Annotated in this window: 20 protein-coding genes; 10 read left to right on the top strand and 10 right to left on the bottom strand. The window is 44.6% G+C overall.

What is annotated here, in order from left to right; translation table 11 throughout:
• The first annotated feature begins 48 nt into the window (after positions 1 to 48).
• The 3 genes from ICL80_RS08985 to ICL80_RS08975 are packed head-to-tail and all read left to right on the top strand — an operon-like array spanning position 49 to position 1,250.
• Positions 49 to 480, top strand: coding sequence for a hypothetical protein (locus ICL80_RS08985; RefSeq protein ID WP_194211544.1), 432 nt, complete (start codon positions 49 to 51; stop codon positions 478 to 480).
• A 43-nt stretch (positions 481 to 523) separates the two neighbouring features.
• Positions 524 to 1,003: an SH3 domain-containing protein gene (locus ICL80_RS08980; protein WP_194211542.1), complete on the top strand. Its 480-nt coding sequence runs from the start codon at positions 524 to 526 to the stop codon at positions 1,001 to 1,003.
• 46 nt (positions 1,004 to 1,049) lie between these two features.
• On the top strand, positions 1,050 to 1,250 hold the full coding sequence (locus tag ICL80_RS08975) for a hypothetical protein (RefSeq protein ID WP_194211540.1): 201 nt from the start codon (positions 1,050 to 1,052) through the stop codon (positions 1,248 to 1,250).
• Between the two features lie 20 nt (positions 1,251 to 1,270).
• Here the strand turns inward: ICL80_RS08975 and ICL80_RS08970 are convergent, their stop codons facing one another.
• On the bottom strand, positions 1,271 to 2,434 hold the full coding sequence (locus tag ICL80_RS08970) for a type IV secretory system conjugative DNA transfer family protein (protein ID WP_194211538.1): 1,164 nt from the start codon (positions 2,432 to 2,434) through the stop codon (positions 1,271 to 1,273).
• A gap of 92 nt (positions 2,435 to 2,526) precedes the next feature.
• Positions 2,527 to 5,175, bottom strand: a complete 2,649-nt coding sequence (locus ICL80_RS08965) for an HD domain-containing protein (protein ID WP_194211536.1) — start codon at positions 5,173 to 5,175, stop codon at positions 2,527 to 2,529.
• A 485-nt stretch (positions 5,176 to 5,660) separates the two neighbouring features.
• Here ICL80_RS08965 and ICL80_RS08960 point away from each other — a divergent pair, with 485 nt between their 5' ends.
• On the top strand, positions 5,661 to 6,338 hold the full coding sequence (locus tag ICL80_RS08960) for a hypothetical protein (RefSeq protein ID WP_194211534.1): 678 nt from the start codon (positions 5,661 to 5,663) through the stop codon (positions 6,336 to 6,338).
• Between the two features lie 9 nt (positions 6,339 to 6,347).
• Positions 6,348 to 7,169, top strand: a complete 822-nt coding sequence (locus ICL80_RS08955; protein ID WP_194211533.1) for a ComEC/Rec2 family competence protein — start codon at positions 6,348 to 6,350, stop codon at positions 7,167 to 7,169.
• A 66-nt stretch (positions 7,170 to 7,235) separates the two neighbouring features.
• Here the strand turns inward: ICL80_RS08955 and ICL80_RS08950 are convergent, their stop codons facing one another.
• On the bottom strand, positions 7,236 to 8,978 hold the full coding sequence (locus ICL80_RS08950; protein WP_194211530.1) for a recombinase family protein: 1,743 nt from the start codon (positions 8,976 to 8,978) through the stop codon (positions 7,236 to 7,238).
• Positions 8,979 to 9,128: 150 nt separating this feature from the next.
• Complete coding sequence (locus tag ICL80_RS08945; protein ID WP_194211528.1) at positions 9,129 to 10,409, bottom strand: hypothetical protein; 1,281 nt, start codon at positions 10,407 to 10,409, stop codon at positions 9,129 to 9,131.
• A 151-nt stretch (positions 10,410 to 10,560) separates the two neighbouring features.
• Here ICL80_RS08945 and ICL80_RS08940 point away from each other — a divergent pair, with 151 nt between their 5' ends.
• The 4 genes from ICL80_RS08940 (at position 10,561) to ICL80_RS08925 (ending at position 12,893) form a co-directional block, all read left to right on the top strand.
• Positions 10,561 to 10,935, top strand: a complete 375-nt coding sequence (locus tag ICL80_RS08940; protein ID WP_194211526.1) for a hypothetical protein — start codon at positions 10,561 to 10,563, stop codon at positions 10,933 to 10,935.
• A 191-nt stretch (positions 10,936 to 11,126) separates the two neighbouring features.
• A complete protein-coding gene (locus ICL80_RS08935; RefSeq protein ID WP_194211524.1) occupies positions 11,127 to 11,426 on the top strand; it encodes a helix-turn-helix domain-containing protein in 300 nt (99 codons plus the stop codon).
• Positions 11,427 to 11,438: 12 nt separating this feature from the next.
• Positions 11,439 to 11,960: a hypothetical protein gene (locus ICL80_RS08930; RefSeq protein ID WP_194211522.1), complete on the top strand. Its 522-nt coding sequence runs from the start codon at positions 11,439 to 11,441 to the stop codon at positions 11,958 to 11,960.
• Positions 11,961 to 12,032: 72 nt separating this feature from the next.
• Positions 12,033 to 12,893 carry an ArdC family protein gene (locus ICL80_RS08925; protein WP_194211520.1) on the top strand — a complete coding sequence of 287 codons (861 nt, stop codon included), beginning with the start codon at positions 12,033 to 12,035 and terminating at the stop codon, positions 12,891 to 12,893.
• A gap of 408 nt (positions 12,894 to 13,301) precedes the next feature.
• Here the strand turns inward: ICL80_RS08925 and ICL80_RS08920 are convergent, their stop codons facing one another.
• The 6 genes from ICL80_RS08920 to ICL80_RS08895 form a co-directional block, all read right to left on the bottom strand.
• Positions 13,302 to 13,946 (bottom strand): hypothetical protein, encoded by a 645-nt coding sequence (locus ICL80_RS08920; RefSeq protein ID WP_194211518.1) that lies wholly within the window; start codon positions 13,944 to 13,946, stop codon positions 13,302 to 13,304.
• The gene (locus ICL80_RS08915; protein ID WP_194211517.1) at positions 13,933 to 14,175 is read right to left on the bottom strand and encodes a hypothetical protein; all 243 of its coding nucleotides are present in this window, start codon (positions 14,173 to 14,175) and stop codon (positions 13,933 to 13,935) included. Before ICL80_RS08915 ends, ICL80_RS08920 begins: the two co-directional genes overlap by 14 nt.
• A 27-nt stretch (positions 14,176 to 14,202) precedes the next feature.
• Positions 14,203 to 14,970 carry an outer membrane beta-barrel protein gene (locus tag ICL80_RS08910; protein WP_194211516.1) on the bottom strand — a complete coding sequence of 256 codons (768 nt, stop codon included), beginning with the start codon at positions 14,968 to 14,970 and terminating at the stop codon, positions 14,203 to 14,205.
• Positions 14,971 to 15,051: 81 nt separating this feature from the next.
• Positions 15,052 to 16,221 (bottom strand): mannitol dehydrogenase family protein, encoded by a 1,170-nt coding sequence (locus ICL80_RS08905; RefSeq protein ID WP_194211515.1) that lies wholly within the window; start codon positions 16,219 to 16,221, stop codon positions 15,052 to 15,054.
• A gap of 47 nt (positions 16,222 to 16,268) precedes the next feature.
• On the bottom strand, positions 16,269 to 16,754 hold the full coding sequence (locus ICL80_RS08900) for a hypothetical protein (protein WP_194211514.1): 486 nt from the start codon (positions 16,752 to 16,754) through the stop codon (positions 16,269 to 16,271).
• A gap of 121 nt (positions 16,755 to 16,875) precedes the next feature.
• Entirely contained in the window at positions 16,876 to 17,466 is a 591-nt protein-coding gene (locus ICL80_RS08895; protein WP_194211513.1) for a tyrosine-type recombinase/integrase, read from the bottom strand.
• A gap of 158 nt (positions 17,467 to 17,624) precedes the next feature.
• On the opposite strand from ICL80_RS08895, the gene ICL80_RS08890 reads away from it, so the two are divergent.
• Positions 17,625 to 18,275, top strand: a complete 651-nt coding sequence (locus tag ICL80_RS08890) for a recombinase family protein (RefSeq protein WP_194211512.1) — start codon at positions 17,625 to 17,627, stop codon at positions 18,273 to 18,275.
• Positions 18,276 to 18,302: the final 27 nt, after the last annotated feature.

Here is an 18,302-nt window from a genome sequence, read left to right as displayed (position 1 = left end):
TGAGTCATTATAGTTGTGAACGCCGTATAACTATTTGATTGGGGGAACATGATGAGATGCTTTTTCACACTGCTGTCTTCTATATACTTGGCTGGCACAGTATTTACTGCTGCACAGGCGGGTGATTACCCTGAAATGGAACCAAATGGATGCACATACGAAGCATGCGGCTATGTTTATAGGTCTCAGAAGTGGACCCCTGAATTCGAAGAAAAAATGAAAAAGGCCATCGAGGGAGAGTTTTTATCAAGATTTCCTGGAGGGCAGATGAAAGAATGTAAAAATTTTGTTCACCTCGCAGCTGGCACGGCAAACGGCAATCACAGTTATGGAGCTACTTGCGACGTCGCATTTAATGACCGATTTGCGAGATACACAATGTGCACCTCTCAAATGGTTGAACATTTCGCCCTCACCAAACGCTACTTCAATGTAGATGAAATCGCAGTCTTCACTTATTTACATTGCACAGGCGGATAAAGCGTTACTGAGAAGACCTGCTTACAGAATGGGACCGGTTAGATTGAAAAAAACATTAGCAATTTTTGCAAGCTTTGTTGCAGTTGCCCTTCTTATAGTTTTGACTACAGGTAAAGGCTTTTTGATCTGGCAAGATAAAGAAGTCGAAACTTGGGAAGCATCAGAATTAACACCAACCATGGATGATCCATTTAAGATAGCTTTCATAACATGTAAATATTGGATGGGCTTTGACATACTTGAAAGAACCTATGAGTTTAACACTCGCTCTGCCTATAAAATGGCGCGGTGTCCTCTCCGAAGAAAAATTGTCAAAAAGGGGGACAAATTACGGTTTGAAGAAACATACAAAGGCTATCTAATACAGTATAGGCAGACAGGGGTGTTATCTGCAACCATTGTGCCGCCTAACAGTAAGTTCAATCTGCCTAAGATATACTATGTCACTCTCGAGGAAGGTCATGACATTTTGAAGGCCCGCGTCCGAAAAGCAATTGATGACGACATTGAAAAATCTAAGTGAATCAAAGGACTATTTGGTCCAGATTAAGAACGATTGGGGAATATTTATGGATATTAGTAAGTTAAGTGATAACGGATTACAGAGCCTTCATCTCGCTATGCGTGATTGTGTGATTAAGGATGAATCTACTCCCGAAGAGGAAAAAGTATATCGGGTACGTGCCACTTCCGATTGGAAGCAACAATCTGATGAATTTGAAGCTGAGTTGAAAAAAAGAGGACTGCCATTCGATGCAGTCCCTTGGTAATCACAACAAGGGATCCTTTATTAAAACCCCATTGTCTCAGCACTGAACGGCTTCGATGGCACCCCGTCAATCATCAGTTTTAGGTACATTTGGTAATTGGGCAGCCCTGCAATATCTTCCTGAGAAAACACCGGGTGAAACTCACGCGCCATATAAGGTGCGTCCTTTGCTCCCACCCGAAACGATATCAGCGTTCCCACATTCCCAAGTATCGCACTGTGAATACGCTCAGGCACCTGATGCAAATGTTGATGGGCAAGGATAAGCCCAATACCATACTTCCGTAGTTCTGACACTGCATCCGCAAAGCTTTCTGTTGCAAAATTCTGGAACTCGTCTGCATAAAGGAAAAACGGAGTGCGCTGTTCCTCAGCCACATCTGCCCGACTGAATGCCGCCAACGTCACCATAGACACCAACAGCCCACCAAGCAGGGAAGAGGCATCTTCCCCAATTTGGCCTTTTGCCAGATTAACCACCAGCACCTTCTTTTGATCCATAAGGGACCGGAAAGACAGCGGTTTCTCTGACGCTGTTAACACACGGTAGAGCATGGGGTCTGCCAGAAACGCTCCCACCTTGTTCAGCACGGGGGACAGGGCAGCAGGACGGTCAAAGCCGCAGGCGCTAAAATCCCGCCCCCAAAACACCTTCACCTGTGGGTTGGTAATCTGCTCTATCACTTCTTCCCGAAATATCTTGTCTGTTAACAAGCGGGGAATATCTACCAGTGTTGCATGTGGCACTTCTAATAGTGCTAACAGGCAGTTCCGCAGAATATGTTCCATATTCACACCCCAGTTATTTCCACTCCATAGTTTTTTGAACACTTCAAGCACACCAGACGCCACCAAGGGCCGTTTTTCAGGAGATACATACCGCAGGGGATTGCAGCCGTAGGGCATATGTGGGTCTGTCGTGTTAAAATACACCATGTCTAAACGACGGTGTTGCGGCATACTCTGAGCGACCTTGTTTGCCAAGTCGCCATGTGGATCAAGAAGAACGAGACCTCTACCAGCTTCTATGTCCTGCTTGATGAGGTTAAACAGCAAACTACTCTTACCTGTACCTGTTTTCCCGATGATGTAGGTGTGAGATAGGCGATCAGGCTGTTTAATTCCGAACAGGGTTCGCTTATTGCGGAGGGTGGCATGAGCGATGTGAGTGACTTGGGAAAACATTCTTTAATTATTATTGAATAACATCCCTCCGCTAGGGTCTGAAGTCACGTACAGATATATCTTTTGTCTACCGGGTTAATTGTAGCCACAGCCTAGTTTTTGATTAGCAACTTTAATCCATTAGTTTTTATTATCTTTCCTTTCACCAAACCTTGTCGAGGAGATGCTTCGCCAATATATTTTGCAAACTCAACCCCAAGAACAAACTCACCTTCTATGTATTTTCCATTTTCGCTCGCATACTTGTTTAGCAACGTAACAAATCCCAGTTTTACATCAAATCCTTCAGCGGGAACCGCACAATAAACGTCAGCATCAGAGCCATCGTGCATTGACTCAAGCGTATCAACTAAGAACTCTAATTCGTTCGTATGATAATTATCTATCAAACCAGTATGATTTTCTCTTACGTGAGTAATCATAGGAGGAGTCTGTTCCCTAGGCATTTTAATTGGGGCGAATATGATATTTCCTTTTAATAAATGCTTATAAATATCCTGCAAAGTTGAAGGTTTGCGATTCAAATTCATCACAGCAACTGGTTCAGCATCACCACCAAACTGAGTTACCCTCACTGCCACACGAAACTTTTCTTGATCACTTAAATTCTGGGTAGCTAATGACTTTGCTTGCCTAGTTGCCCAAAGTGCAAGTTTATCGCCCGCGATAGAATTACGAGCTGATCGTATGGGACCAGATGGATGATACTCAATTGCACCTACGAAATTCTCATTTGGATTTTGAAATGCATGGTGCGCAACTAATCCGCCGACAGTTTTAGCTCCAATAGTGAGACCAAGTGAGATACATGCTCTACCAAGGAAAGGGTTATTTGGGTCGATCAATTCTAAATTTTTCGCAGCAAACTCTAATGCACTTTTCCTTTTTTCTTCAATATTTTCTCCCCTCACGCCTACAACCTCTGAAGGAAGCGTAATTGAATTTAACCAGACCTCTGGGTCTTGAGTTTCCCAGTTTTGGTCATGCGCATGTTTGCGGTCACCATCTTTCTCGACAAAAATATCTACATCCAACATCGGACAAAGTGCAGATACTAATTTATCTAGAGGTGCCTCCACACCAGAGTCATACATATCCCTATGACTTAATAACTCTGAAAACTTCTTACTAGATAACTTTACAGAAACACGCGTAGAGTTGTTGGCTCCAAAGTTTTTTGGGATTTTAGATTGTAGTATAGGCCTATGTTTATACCCATTGCGAAATACCAGTGTTTTAGCACTATTAAGCCCAGTATCGAATGGCTTTGACGTCACCTCAACATAATCACCCAACATAAAGGTTGCAAAGAAACCTATTCCATATTTACCCGCTCGTCGCAACTTTTGCCCCACTAAGCCTGGGCGCTCCGACTTGACTAAGGCTGATGATAAATAGCTGGACCCAAAATCTAGAAGTGGCCCAACCAAAACATCTTGTGACATTCCTATGCCATCATCATCAACATGCAGCCAAACATCATTCTCTTCATTATTTATAGGTTCAAGAGTTACAGTAATCTGGCCTCGGTAACTGGAACTAGAGGCATCTAGTCCACGGCGCAACCTGACAGCGTCAGCCGCATTTTGAATAAGTTCACGCAAAGCAACATATGGTTTATGACCATATAGCTGCTCTCCTCCGAACATATCTACCATGCGACCAACATTTGAAACTTGAAGCTTCGCCCTTACAGGCTCCCATCCATCTACTCTTATATGATGAGCCATACGCTCAGGTGAATTCGCATGACTTACACGATTGATGGCAAATGAAGGTAAATTTACATCCTTTAGCAAGGCATTTGAATTTGAAAGCTCATTACTAGCCATATTGATTGCATCATATGCAATCCACCAAGCATCAGAGTCTGCTTCCAGATATGGTTTTGTTGACGTAAATAATATTGCCGAGGTGTCATCTGGATCAGGCATGGGAGCAGCTATTCTATTTTGTGCTCTCCAATGTAATTCTGAAATACCCTCAAGTTTCAATAACCCATACAAAAAATCAGGTGCACGAGATTGATCCAGTTGTATTGCATCTGCACAACGAATAAGACATGCAATCAAAACTGGGCGAACAATCCACTCATTAGGGAATCCCGATGGCGCACCTATACGAGACTGCATCCTACGAGGTATATCCTCTATATCCCAATGATGACTTGCTGCCACTTGCCCTATTACATTACCGAAATGTGACCGCAACAAATCGTCCTGCAATAAATAAAAAGTCTCGCTCCCAACTTTTACATGCATGCCACATAGGCTTTCTGCCTTTACCGCATGCAAATGCCGAAGTGTCTCTAGTAGAATGGTTTGTTGCTTTTTGTCATTATCACTAGAGTCTTCTTCATCGGAGTATCTTGCTTCATAACTAGCTACAGCATCACTCCATTCAGGAGTATTACTTATCTCATCTATTCCTCCATCAAATGCAGCAATAGAATTCGCTGCATCATGAATAAGGACAGCTCCTCCAAATATAAATGTTTCAACAGGCGTTAATTCAAGTCTTTCTCCTGCAATAAGGTCAGCGCACCTCCACAATGCTTCAAAATGTTGTTCATTATGCAATGTTAAATGAGGTAAGGATTTCTGTATTTCATTAGACAAGACAGTGGCATTTTTCCAGAAGTCTTCATGTGCGCTTCGTAATTTATCACGAGCACCATTGAATGGGTCATTTTCTTGAACTTTAAACGCCTTCTCCCACAACTTTGTATATTTTATACTCATGCTATCCCCATAAATGTATATTACTTTAATGGCCTTGACTGCGTTTAGTTTATATATTCAATATACTCATATTCTATATATTTATCGTGATATTTTCCGTGTGCTTTTACGGTCTCTATTAATATGTGAATTCATCTAACCTAGGTCCTTTACTTGTAATGGTACACTTCCATATCTGATACTTCTAGAAGTAGGCAGTATAAAACTATATGTTATCTCAAGAAAATCTCGATGTACTCACAGAACTAGCCCTACTGGTACATAAAATACAGATAGAGAATAAAGTATCATTTCTCCCAATAGAGATGGCTGAAGGGATGGTCTTTCCTGAACCTCAGAAACCGAAGCGCGGACGTCCGAAGAAGAAGTCTGTGGCGGAGTTGAGGAGAAAACGAAGGAAGACTTTATAGAGATTTCATCCACTTTGTGTTTCAATATTATGTGTGCGATAACTGTAACTCTTTAACCACCGCACTGTAGAGCATATGAAAAACTATTTTCCATTCACCGACTATGATTTCTACGCTTATCTAGCAAGTGGAGGGCTTTTTCTAGCCATCATCGACTTTACTCTGAATGACTCCACATATTTGAATATGAGGGAGTGGGGTTTTGCTCAGATTACAATAGCAATTGTCGCTGCTTATATCTTAGGGCATTTGATTGCGATGCTAGCGCAGACGGTCTTAGAGACATTTATAATGTCCCGCTGCCTTGAAAAACCTATGACACTTCAATTAGGAACAGTAGCCCCCAACTGGTTCGAACGTATCCTCGGGTCATTAGTTGGTCGATACTACGAGCCGCTTCCTCTACGGACACGCACAAAAATTTTAGAGTGCGCCGCTTCTGAACTAGGGGTTACTGTGGCTGAGGTGAATGATGCTGAAGATGTTTTTCAAATTGCCTTTCGCAAGTCTTTTTCAGTGGACGGCGTAAGACAAAGAATTGACGAGTTTCGCAACCAATATGGCTTCTGTCGCAATATTGCGTTTGTAGCTCTCATTGCTACAGGGTTACTGACATGGAAAGCATGGTGCACTGGTGATGCATTGTATTGGCAATTAACACTCGTGTCAGCAGTCGTGTTCGTAGGAATGTTTGTGCGGTTTGTGAAGTTTTTAGGGAGTTTTCAAGCTGAGATTATTCGAACTATTAAATAGAGAAAAATTATGAATCTTAAAATTTTTGACGTCGAGCATGGAGCATGTGCACTACTAACGTGTGACGACAATACTCGGTTAATGTTGGATGCAGGTCACAACGCTACCACCGGATGGCGTCCTGGCGATTATTTGGTAGCTAACGGAATTCATCGGCTCGACATGCTTGCCATCACCAATTATGACGAGGATCACGTTAGCGGAATTGAGAACTTGCTAGACCAAGTAGATGTCTCGTGGCTTTCTAGAAATGTCTCTGTCTCGACAGGCAATCTAAGAGAATTGAAAAGCGAAGATGGGATGGGAAATGGAATGGCGAAATTATGTCAGGCAATTGACCATACTTTTACAGGAGATGGCTCAAGCCCACTTCCGACTTTTTCAGGTTTACAAAGAGAGAAGTTTTCTTGTTCCTATCCAAATTTCGATGATGAGAACAATCTAAGCCTTGTCAATTTCCTTGACTGTAATGGCACGGGAGTCCTCTTCACGGGAGACTTAGAGCGTGCAGGATGGGAACATCTTGTTCAAAAAGCGTCATTTAGAAATGCGATGGCAGCAACCAATATCTTAATTGCACCTCATCATGGACGCATTAAAGAATCTGATCGAGACTTTTTCCGAGAGTTTTATAGGAAATATTTTCCCAATGTTTACTATGTAGTTATCTCGGACAAGGGTTATCAGCATGACACTCAGCAGACTCTACCCTTGTTCCAGTCCTTCGCGAAAGGCGGTCCTTTCAGAGATGGCACTAGAAAGGTGTTAACCACGCGAAAGGATGGTTTGATAGAATTTCGCCTAGAAGATGGTTCGTGGGGTCCATTTTAGAAAGCTGGGAAGCTTACCAAATTAAGTTGGCTTATTGAAACCAAACAGTGAGGGCAGCGTGGGGTACTAAAAATCTTTAAGTACCTTCTCCAACGTCACAACACTTTTTCTCACCGCACTAGGGTATGAAAGTTCAGAAAACCATTCAGTGGGTCCGCCCAATGAGTCAGAACGGCTTTCAAACGCCTGAAACCCTTTTTTAGCCTTATAACTCAACGTATTTTCAGAGAGAGAAAGTTCAGAAAACACTATTCCGGCAAAACATGCTTTTTGGAAGGAATTTGCTGAAATATAGCAGAAATACGCCCTTTTCAGGAGTTCAGAAAGTTTAAGGAGGTCTTTCAAAATTTCCTGTTCTTCGGCTTCATTTCCCTTATCCACCTCCTGTAATTCAAGCAGACTGCTTTTCAGTTTATTTTCCTCCGCAACAAGGCTTGCTGCGTCATACACACCGTTTTTTAGCAGCATCAGTTTGTTGTCTTGCAGATAAGCCAAGTCTTCACGCACCTTACACTGTTTACGCCCATTCTTCTCTTTACGGTGACGTGCTTTCTCTTCATGCACGGTATGTTCGTTTAAAACCCGATCATCCAGTTCTGCATGCTCTTCATCTGTCAGAGTAAATCCAGAAAGAATATCCCCGATCTGTTTCTCCACCTCCGCCACTTTGTAGTTTCTGACAGAGTTCCCGCAAGTTGGCGCGCAGTGAACAGATAGATAATGCACACCCTTGGTTTTATAGGGTGTGAACGTGCGACCACACTGACTGCACCGTATCATCTTGCGGAACGGCATGTCAGCTCTCTGGGCATAGTTGATATTCGGGCGCTTTTTCCCTAACAAGCCCTGCACTTGGTAAAACAGCTTGTCACTCACCAGTGGTTTGTGGCTTTTGCTTTTCACATTCAGGCCGTGATTACCCAGTGTTTGGCCGATATAAAACGGGTTTGAAAGAATACGCTGTACAGTACCTCTGCCGACAGGCAAGCAGACTTTGGGAGGGCGCGTTACCTCGTCTCCGTCATCCAGCATTTGCTGTTGGGTTCTGCGTTTACGCATCGGGTATGATGTCAGCCCTTGCTCGTTGGCCCAACGAGTCAGTTCAGATATACCGATGTTCCCCTGTGCATAGAGTGTGAACATCTTACGGATGATAGGCCCACGTATAGGATCAATCGGTTTATCATTGGACTTGCCAATATTGAGATACCCAATGGGCGCTCTATGGGTGCAAATACCCTGTTCCCGCAAATTATACTGTGTGATGCGTACTTTCTCACTGGTCACACGGGAATGGTGGGCTGCAAACATACCATCAATATCCATATGCAACATGCCTGCACTTGTATTGTCATACTGTGCGTAGGCAAAGCGGACATCAATCCCTGCCCGCATGAATTTCGAGATGATTGCGTTATCAGCCTTGTTGCGGCTAAGCCGATCCCACGACAGGCATATAATGCCTTTAAAATACCCTCTGCTCAGAAGCGTTATAAGCTGTTTGAACTTGGGGCGTGCGATGGTGTGTTGCACCATGCCCTTTTTATTCACATTAACTGTCGTGTCTTCCTTAAAGCCTGAATGCCGCTCTGCGATAATACCCTGTGTGCAAAAGCCTTCAATGGATAAGGATGCAACAGAAAGACCCGACTTTTCCGCAAACCTGAGGTTTTCCGCGCGCTGATAGTTCAAGGAGTTTTTCTGGTTGTTGGGTTCGTCAGTGCTCTTGCGGTTATAGATAAGATAATACTCACGAAACGCGCCTGCCTCTATCGTCCTTAGTGTTTTTGTATCTATTGTACAATTCATCACTTTTCTGGAGTTTATCGGGCTCATGAAGCGCCTGATAGGCGCGCACTTCCCGTATGAGCAGAGCCAGTTCCGTAAGAGCTTCTATGGATTCTTCCGAAAGAAGGTAGTCCTTGGTTTTAGCAGGGGAGTGATTCTGAGCCTCGTGCATCATAACGCGCTATCGTCCAAATTACGAATCGACCGAGGGGGTATGTCAAGTACCCCACCCCCCGCCCCACTATCAGAAATCTGTGCAGGATTTGTGGGATATATATACTTGCGCCGCCGGTTACGGGGGTCCGGTTCTTCGGTAATTAGTCCCGCTGTCTCCAGCATTGGCAGGATTTGCTGGCGAAGCTGTGTGGCATCCAGCATACGACCATAAAGGGCATAATGCTGAGACAGCACCTCTGACCGCAGCAAACCAATCTGCACCTTGCGGCCTTCATTCTTGGTATTCCAAGCTGGCAGAATAACGTCCCGGTACAGGGTATAGATATAGGGCGGCAAGTTCAGTTCCTGTGCGGCACTGATCTCAGACCAGAGGACATAGGCTTCCGCAAAGTCATCAGGGTGTACAGTGATGGTTTGCTCCTTATGGTCCCGCCACCAGAGGTTCAGTAGGGCAAAGGCTTTCATGAGCGAAATAAAGCGTTTGATGTCCCGCTGTGAGCGTGGCTTCAAACCCTTGCCCTTACCAAGAAAGACCCGCTTGATCTCGGATTCCAGTTTGGGGTCAATCTTGATGGTTTTAATGCCAGCAGCCTTGATAGCAGCAATGCGCTTGATAAGGTGTGCCCTGCCCGCATGGGATGCCAGCATACTCTCATATCCAACACGGTCTGTTTCCCGCTTGATGGCCTCGGTAATGCTGTGCCGGATTTTATCCTGAGACACCTCAGGCGAAAGCAGGAACATTCTGGTGGCTTCCTGCTCATCAAGGCATAATCGGGCGGTTGCAAAAACAATACTCGGGTAACCTTTCAGAAGGATATCCTTGGTCCGAAGGCCCTGTTTCTGGCTCTTGTCGGTAATCTTAATATTGATAGTTTTACTATCGTGAGACAGAAGGGGGCGTAGCCGGGTCAGCAGATCATTATGAGGTTGATCAAGGAACACTAATATGCGCCTCGATAAGTCTACGACCACCCGGCCCCTCTTCTCCTTATCCGGTTCTCCCACATCATGGAAGAAAGCCGTCGGGCTGCAATACCCCATTTGCATCACGTCTTCCTTGGGGAAGAGTTTGACGATCTCTGTGGGAATATAGCTTTTCCCGGTTGAGGATGGGGCGTTGTAGGAAATATTTAGCTGATCATCCTCCGTGTATGCTGACAGGGCACATAAGAAAGTTATCAGTTTGTTGGTTTTGTCATGCTTGATGGTTAGATCAAGGATATGGGCAAGTTCCTCGGACTTAAGAGGCTTAAAAGCTGGTATATCTGACATAAGCGTTGGTTAGCGAATATGCCCTTTAGCATAGGGAAGTGGTGTGTTTTCCATAGGAGAGGAAACCTGCCGGGGGCGGCAAAAAATAACAACTGCTGTTTATTTATAAAAAGGTATAATCATCCAAAGCGATAAAGCACGGGGAAATGAGATGATCAGAGACAATATGCGCCATGGTTTTTCAGAACAACAATGGAATGCTGCAAAAGAAGAAATGCGCCACTTGTTAATCAACACGGCAAAAAACCTTCAAATGATTACTTATTCGGATTTAGTACATCAAACACAAACAATCAAACTTGATCCACACGATGTTAGATTAGCCCACATGCTTGGTGAAATATCGTCAGAGGAAGACAAAAAAGATAGGGGACTCCTCACTGTTATAGTTGTGCATAAACATGGCGATATGGAACCCGGCCCAGGCTTCTATGAATTAGCTAAATCGAAGGGTCGAGATATTAGTGACAAACAAAAGTGCTGGATTGATGAATTACATAAAGTTCACGCAATATGGAAACAGTGAGACATAGGAGTTTCATGGTATAACACACCGTATATCAGACATGCGCTGTCCTTGTGGGGGACACGTAATCCGCTTCACTGCACAGGTTGCCGCACCCGGCAGGTTTCTATCCCTACATCCGCCGACCATTCGGCGTTTTTATATATGTGGTGCTGTTTGTTGCGCACAGACACCAATAACACCTCATACCCATGTTCTTCACCACGCTTCGCTCACAGCGTAAAAGCTGCCATTTTACTCAGGATGAAGTTGCCTTTCTGCTTGGCGGTGTTTGCGGCACAAAAGTTACCCGCTACGAACGCGGTACCCGTACGCCACCTCTTGAGACCGTCCTTGCACTTGAAATCATATATGGTACATCAGCAAGAGACCTGTTTCCTGACCAGTACAGGACCATGCAAAAGCAGATCACAAAGCGTGCTCGAGCACTTCTTAAAACAAATAGAGGCAGTCCATATAAACGGCAGCACCTGAAGGCCATTATCACATAACCACCATGCTTTATGACCACATCACACAAAGGGCCAGACCTGTTACTCACCGTATTTCCAACCCGCATCGGCTTTGGCTATTCCGTGCATTCAAGCGCCGACACACTGCTGGACTGGGGTATAAAGTGGGCAACGGAAGATAAAAACAAGGTCTGTACCCGCAAATTCATTACCCTCATAAACTATTACAAACCTGCCTCCCTTGTACTCGAAGAAATCCCGTCAGATGTGGTTGAAGCCCGCCCCCGTGTTGCGGACCTAATCAGGTCTCTGGCCAGCATTGCCGCCACACAGAATATACGTGTGTATCTCTATAGCCGGGATCAGATCAGGGAAGCCTTTAACCCGTTTGGAGCAACCACTAAGCATGAAATTGCCGGAAAGACCGCAGAAGCCTTACCAATCCTGTCATCTCTAGTGCCACCAAAACGAAAGCTATGGGACCCGGAACCTGCGGCTATGTCTTTCTTTAGTGCGGCTTCCCTCGGGCTGACACATTACCTCACTTCGGCACAACGAAGCTCTCACCGCTGAAACACAGCGGGAAGCCCGGAGCATCGCTCTTGGCTTCCATCTGTTCTTTCAACAACAAGAGAGGTTTCTGTCATGAAATCACAGGAGATATACACGTCTGTTACCAACCGCATCATTGAGGAACTGGAAGCAGGCACACCGCCGTGGGTAAAACCGTGGCAAGGTGGAAACGCAGACAAACATGTCTTTCCCCATAATGCAGTGACCGGACGACCCTATAGCGGCATCAATGTCCTGCTTTTATGGGTTCGGGCGTCAGAGCGAAACTACATCCGCTCCGGCTGGCTCACCTTCAAACAGGCTCATGCCCTTGGAGCCTATGTCCGCAAGGGTGAAAAAGCCGTCCGCATTGTCTATGTCAAAGAGATCAAGGTTACGGATGATGAGGACGCTGAGAAAGTCATTCCCGTTATCCGTTCCTATGCTGTCTTCAACCTCTGCCAGTTAGAGAAACTACCGGACGCCTACACTACACCGGATGAACCGCTGCCAGATCATGAGTGTATGCAGGATATAGAAGGCTTTATTGCTGCAACAGACATTGACGTAGCCCACGGCAGTGACAGTGCTGCCTATAACCCACGTCATGACGCCGTTGTCATGCCCTTGCCATCACAGTTTGAAAGCCCAGACCATTACTATGCAACGCTCTTTCATGAGTATGGGCATGCAACAGGGCATACCAAGCGACTAGGGCGTGATCTCACGGGTCGGTTTGGGACGCAGTCCTATGCGGCTGAAGAGTTGATAGCCGAGCTGACGTCAGCCTACCTGTGTGCCTTCTTTGGTATAGAGGGACAACTGCGCCATGCATCATACATAGAACACTGGCTTGCCCTGCTGCGCTCCGACAATCGGGCTGTCTTCACCGCTGCCGGTAAAGCACAAGAAGCCATGACCTTCCTGCTAACGGGAGCAGGCGTTCCAACATGAGGACAGAAACACATAAGCCCCAGTCTTGCGACTGGGGCTTTCTGCACCTTGGCAAACATCCCCGCCTGCCAAATCTAAGAAGGTGTGTGAGAGGATTGATAATACAACCCTCTCACGGCGGCGCATACATACTTTGGGGGTCGTATATACGCCGCGAATACTTAACCATCACATACATAGGGCTACAGTCAAATCATATCTATTTGATATGGTGAGGGACTGAACGGCACATCCAGCAGCCCCTCGTCCTCAGCACAAGTCCTTGGGAGGTTATACACTGAGGAAACTGATGTATCCTGTTCCATATATAAAAAGCGGCAAGGGATGTTTCCACCCCTTACCGAGTTCTCCCTTGGAATACTAACGCAGAGGAAATGCATTTTAGACAGTCCAAGAGCAATACTATCCTCAGTCTGGCTGCATGTTTTTAGCAACCAGTATCCGTTCTGCCCACATATCGCCTGCCACCTGCTGTAGTTCGCTCTCTGTTGGCTGTATCTTGCCTTGCTCTACAATGAGAGCCATGCGGTCTTTCCATGTCACAGTGTTTTCAGTACAGGAAAATACTAGCAGATGCAGGGTGTAGGTTGTTGCGGCCCTGTCGATGGATAGAAGATTTTTCTTCTTTGATACGTCTTCATCTGTTGCCGCAAAGATAAGGTCTGCCTTGCTGGTCTGGCAGGCAGCCATGAAAGCATCTGCCATGTCTGCCTCAGTGTTGGCTTCTGTCTTTGGCAATGAGTGAATGGTAAACGTACCAGAGGCACGGAGGGCTGCGATAAAACGCTCTTCTCGTTCTCCATTCGACCAAACGGCAACCGTGCTGCCGGACGGTAGTGACTGTGGTGGGGCTTCTCGTCCATCAACCGCAGGAAAGGCAACCTTAATCTCTCCGCCGGACTGTGTTTGCACTACTTTATGTACTGCAAAAGTGGCTGCCCCCACGCCAACCAGCATGAGCAGTGGTACAGCCGCACATCCCGACAAGGATAAAGCGTACAGACAAAACAGGAAGGACCGTGTTCTGTGCTGTATCCACTTACTGTTGCACACAATGCACCCGTTTCATCATATCATCTGCGTCACAGCGGTACACCCGACCGTCTTTGACACGGGCATCCCATTTGACAGACAACATACCCCTGTCGATATTGAGGACGGTTATGGCTTCCGGTGACACATCACCAACAAAACGGGCAGTTTCCCGCTCCAGACTGCTAGACGTGTTCACGCAGCCAGTAACGGTAAAAGCAAGTGTAAGCATACTGAGTGTTTTCTTCATGTCTGAAATCCTTATGGAAGATGTGTTTTAGAACTGGTAGCCCACCCCAAGGCGGAAACTCTCAAGCTTTGTGACGGCCTCTGCGGCCTGCACTACTGGCATGTCGATAATCTCTAACTCGTCCAGTGTTACAGGTGCCGTGGCTGTTCCCAGTTTGGCAAAGGTGTATCTGGCAGTGATAAGCATATGCTTTCCCACCTTGGCAGTTGCCCTGATGCCATATGTCCCACCTATCTGGTTTGAGGTATCACTGTATGAAGCCCAGTGTTCCCTGATGGTGGGGTCAAAGAAATTGTATGGACCGTAGATGTCACCGGAGACTGAAGTTGTAGCGAGCGTAAAGCCTGCCTCACCACCAATTAGGAAGTGTTTGCCAATGGGGACTTCCACTGTGCCAACCATACGGCCCTTGGGCTTCACACTGACGGTTGCTTCTGAGGATAGGGTGAGAAAGTCAGGAGCATCTTCAAACAGCAGACCATCGGTACTATCCGCTATAGTCCTGCCACCACCAAAGATGCCTTCCAGTTCCGCTCCCAAGACAAGCTTGCCAAACTCCTTGCGGAAGCCAAACTGTATCGCACCTGCCCAGTCTGCTTTGTTGCCACTGAGGTCTTCAAGATTATCAAACAGAATGATGCCTGACGGGTCTGGGTTTACTGATACTTTGGCTTTGGTGGTTTCTATACCTAGACCCATGTAGAGGCCGGTCCAGTCTGCCTGTGCTTCTTCAGCCGCTTGTGCCGCCGCTGTTACTCCAAGTGTACCTAATGCAATGAGTGTTCTTTTGAACATATGTTACCCCCTGATTTGAAAAAATGTTCAGGAGAAACACAATTCCTCTTGAACAGAATTACGCATTCTGTTCATGAATCTTTAGCCGTTATATCGGTCATAATTGATAAGACTCGTGAGAAGAAATAATGTGCGTGATGTTTGATTAGGGGCTTCATTGAACTCTTTTTGATAAGTTAACGCCCATTGAGAGACTTTTTTATACAAGTCTTTTAAGAAGGCCTCAAGTTGCTTTGGGTTTTGAAATCTAGCTAACACGCGATTCACTAAATCAGGATTCTCACGAAAACGCTGACTAATATCTGAAGTTGAGATTGACAGAGTCAGAGTAGCATTTCGCTCAAATTCAATACATTGAAGTGCATCAGATGCTTCTTGCAATAAATCTTCGAGTATATAGGCAGCATCTGCATCATGTTTTAAATAACTATCTAATCGAGAATAATTAGCAGCTCTAGCATTAATAGCGATCAGCAGGTGCGGACCGTTAATTAGTATAAGTTTACGAGTCTTTTCCCATTCAATATTTTCTGTAAATTGAATAGCAGTCTTAGCAACAGGACTTTGTGTAAGATTTTTTTGTAACTCTTTTGAAGAAGTCAGCTTAGGTCTCTCAATATACCATCTCGCATATCTCTCAACCTCTACTAACACTTCAGAATATCCGTCAGGTTTCAAAGTAACCGAAGGTGTAGCACAAACTCGATCAACAACACATGGGAGAAATTGTATATAGGAAGGAAGAGGGAATCCTATTTGCAATTGCACAGCATCTCTAAATTGTCTCGAACATATAATGTTTTCACAACATATAATATATAATGGCTTCTTTATGTGTCGTTTAAGCCTATGAGACAGTGCTGCACACATTAATGAAACAAACGAGGGCTTCAAAACTGCCTCTTTTAATGCAGTTGTGATTATATACGTATTCGGATGAGCAATAGCATCAAAGAACTTATCTTGTTCCTGATCATAGAAAATCAAGTCGGAAATTGAAACTATATCGCCCTGCTTGTGCTGACCTTGAGGTACAACCCTGTATTGCTTTTGATTTTTTATCAATAAATTGCGGTTATAAGAGCGCGATTGTTCAGAGCGATTTGCCAAGATAACAGAAAACTGGAGAGTAGAACACAACCATACAGGGAGACCTAGCCCTAGAGCGCCTGTTCCAATATGAATATGCTGCAGTTGAGTAATTCTACGCTTTAAAAGTTTCTGAGAAAGTGTCTTCATTTGTTTTGGCATCAATATATCCAAACAAAATAAAGCCACAGCATTCCTGTGGCTTTAAACTATTCTTGGTAACCTCGCTCCAAAATATCGCGTAAATACCTAGACTTTGATTTTGTATCATCAACCTGGCGTTTACAACGACCACACTCACTAAGATGCTTTTCAACTTGTTCTAACTCAGTGGTAGAGAGCTTTTCTGGATATAAACAATAATTATCTATCAAGTTTGTATCCGGGTGATTAAATGCTTCTTGTTGAGACTGATATGTAAGAACAGGCCTTTTACGCGATGTTAAAGCCATTTGTTGATACCTTCCTAGTTTATGAAGGTTCATAGCTTCCATCTCTTCTTCGATGGAGCTAAACTCCTTCGAAGTGATAGGTTTGATTTTTTCTCTATGTGCACGGTTTTTTTGAAAACGTTGCTCCACAATTTGTACAGCAACATCTGACCAGAGCACAACTTTGCTTCTTATCAAGTTAGGAATAAGCTGCTTACTAGCAGACTTCATAAATTGAAGAGATTTATAAGGCTGGCGGGACAAATATATACCTTAAATTTACTTAACCCATTGCGAATCCTACCATTCAAGATAACTTAATGCAATGTTTCTGAATATTAGCGTATTTGGATTCTTTAGTATGTAATTGTTATACTGGTTAATCTTAGAGATAAGACCACATCTTTTTTGCAATTCTTTGCTCTTCTTCACCAACAGCATTCGCATATAATGCAGTAGTTTCAATATCTGCATGGCCCATCCACTTTTGGATCATATTTAATGAAATACCACACTGAACTGCTGAAACAGCAAATGTATGTCGTAAACCACGAGATGTGGCAGAAATACCCGACAAGCCAGCCTTAGCCATAACTTTAGATACCTTATTCCAAGCTGTTGTCCTGCTCCAAGTCCACAGTTTTCTTCGTTTCTTAGAGTAATCGTTTCTCAAGTCATGTACGCTATCAAGTGTTAGCAAAACATCTGTTGGTACTGGTACAGCTCTATAAACGACTCTGTTCCTTTTTTTCAGGCATTTGATAATTATACATTGAAGTGAGAAATCTATGCTCTCAAGTGTTAGGTTTCTTACTTCTGAAATTCTCGCCCCAGTGTAAGCGAGCACCATGCAGAATGTCATGACATAAGGATCAGCGCTGTGAGCCGCTAACAAAAATGCCCTCCTTTCTTCAATAGTAAGGTATGTTCTATTTCCGTTTCTATCAAACGGGGTAAAACCTTGATCAGATTTCATATATTTACTCAAAACAAGTTGACATTACTGCTCCCTTTTGAACAGAATGCGTAATTCTGTTCAAAATGGCTAAAACAGTAGTCAAGTCTTATAGTTACACTATATCACAAACCGTAATGTTCTGAGTTCCTACGCAATACCGCTTAGAGGCACTCAGAATGGCAACCATACGAACTGGCCCCGCGCCATATGGATATAAAAGGGAAGAAGGCCGCCTTGCCCTTGTGCCTGACGAAGTGTCTGTCATTCAGTATATCTTCGAGCTTTTTGTAAAGCATGAGCGCCGTAAGATAGTCTGTGACATTCTCTATGCTGAAAAGAAGACAACCCGGTCAGGCTCCTCGTTTACCTCACCCTCAGTGACCCGCATTCTTGAAAACAAATATGTACTTGGTATTGACGGCGAAGCAGAGCAAATCATTTCAGATAATCTCTGGAAAAAATGCCAGTTGATCCTCCAGTCTCAGGAAGGGAAAGGTGGAGCACCTCGCAAGCCCACCAATCTGTTCGCTGGCATCACCCATTGTGGTTGTGGGCAGAAAATGCGTGTGCCCACCAATACGGCTACCAAAAAATACGTATGCTCAGACTGCACAACCAAAATCCCCTCGGATGCACTGGAAGAAATATTTGTCGCCCAGCTTGAAAGCTATCCACTGCCTGAAGTAATCAGACCAAGGGGACAAACCTTGCTGGATGTCTGGACAGGTTTGGAAGATTTTGAACAGAAGCGAAAGCTTGTTGAGTCTATCACCAAACGCATTGATGTTACTGAAAACAAGGTAACGTGTTCGCTTATATTACTCTGAAAAACCTACCAAAAGAGTAACAAGTTT

Origin of the sequence: Kordiimonas pumila, from assembly GCF_015240255.1 — a bacterium.
Taxonomy (GTDB): domain Bacteria; phylum Pseudomonadota; class Alphaproteobacteria; order Sphingomonadales; family Kordiimonadaceae; genus Kordiimonas; species Kordiimonas pumila.
This window is presented reverse-complemented; position numbering and strand designations above follow the sequence as displayed.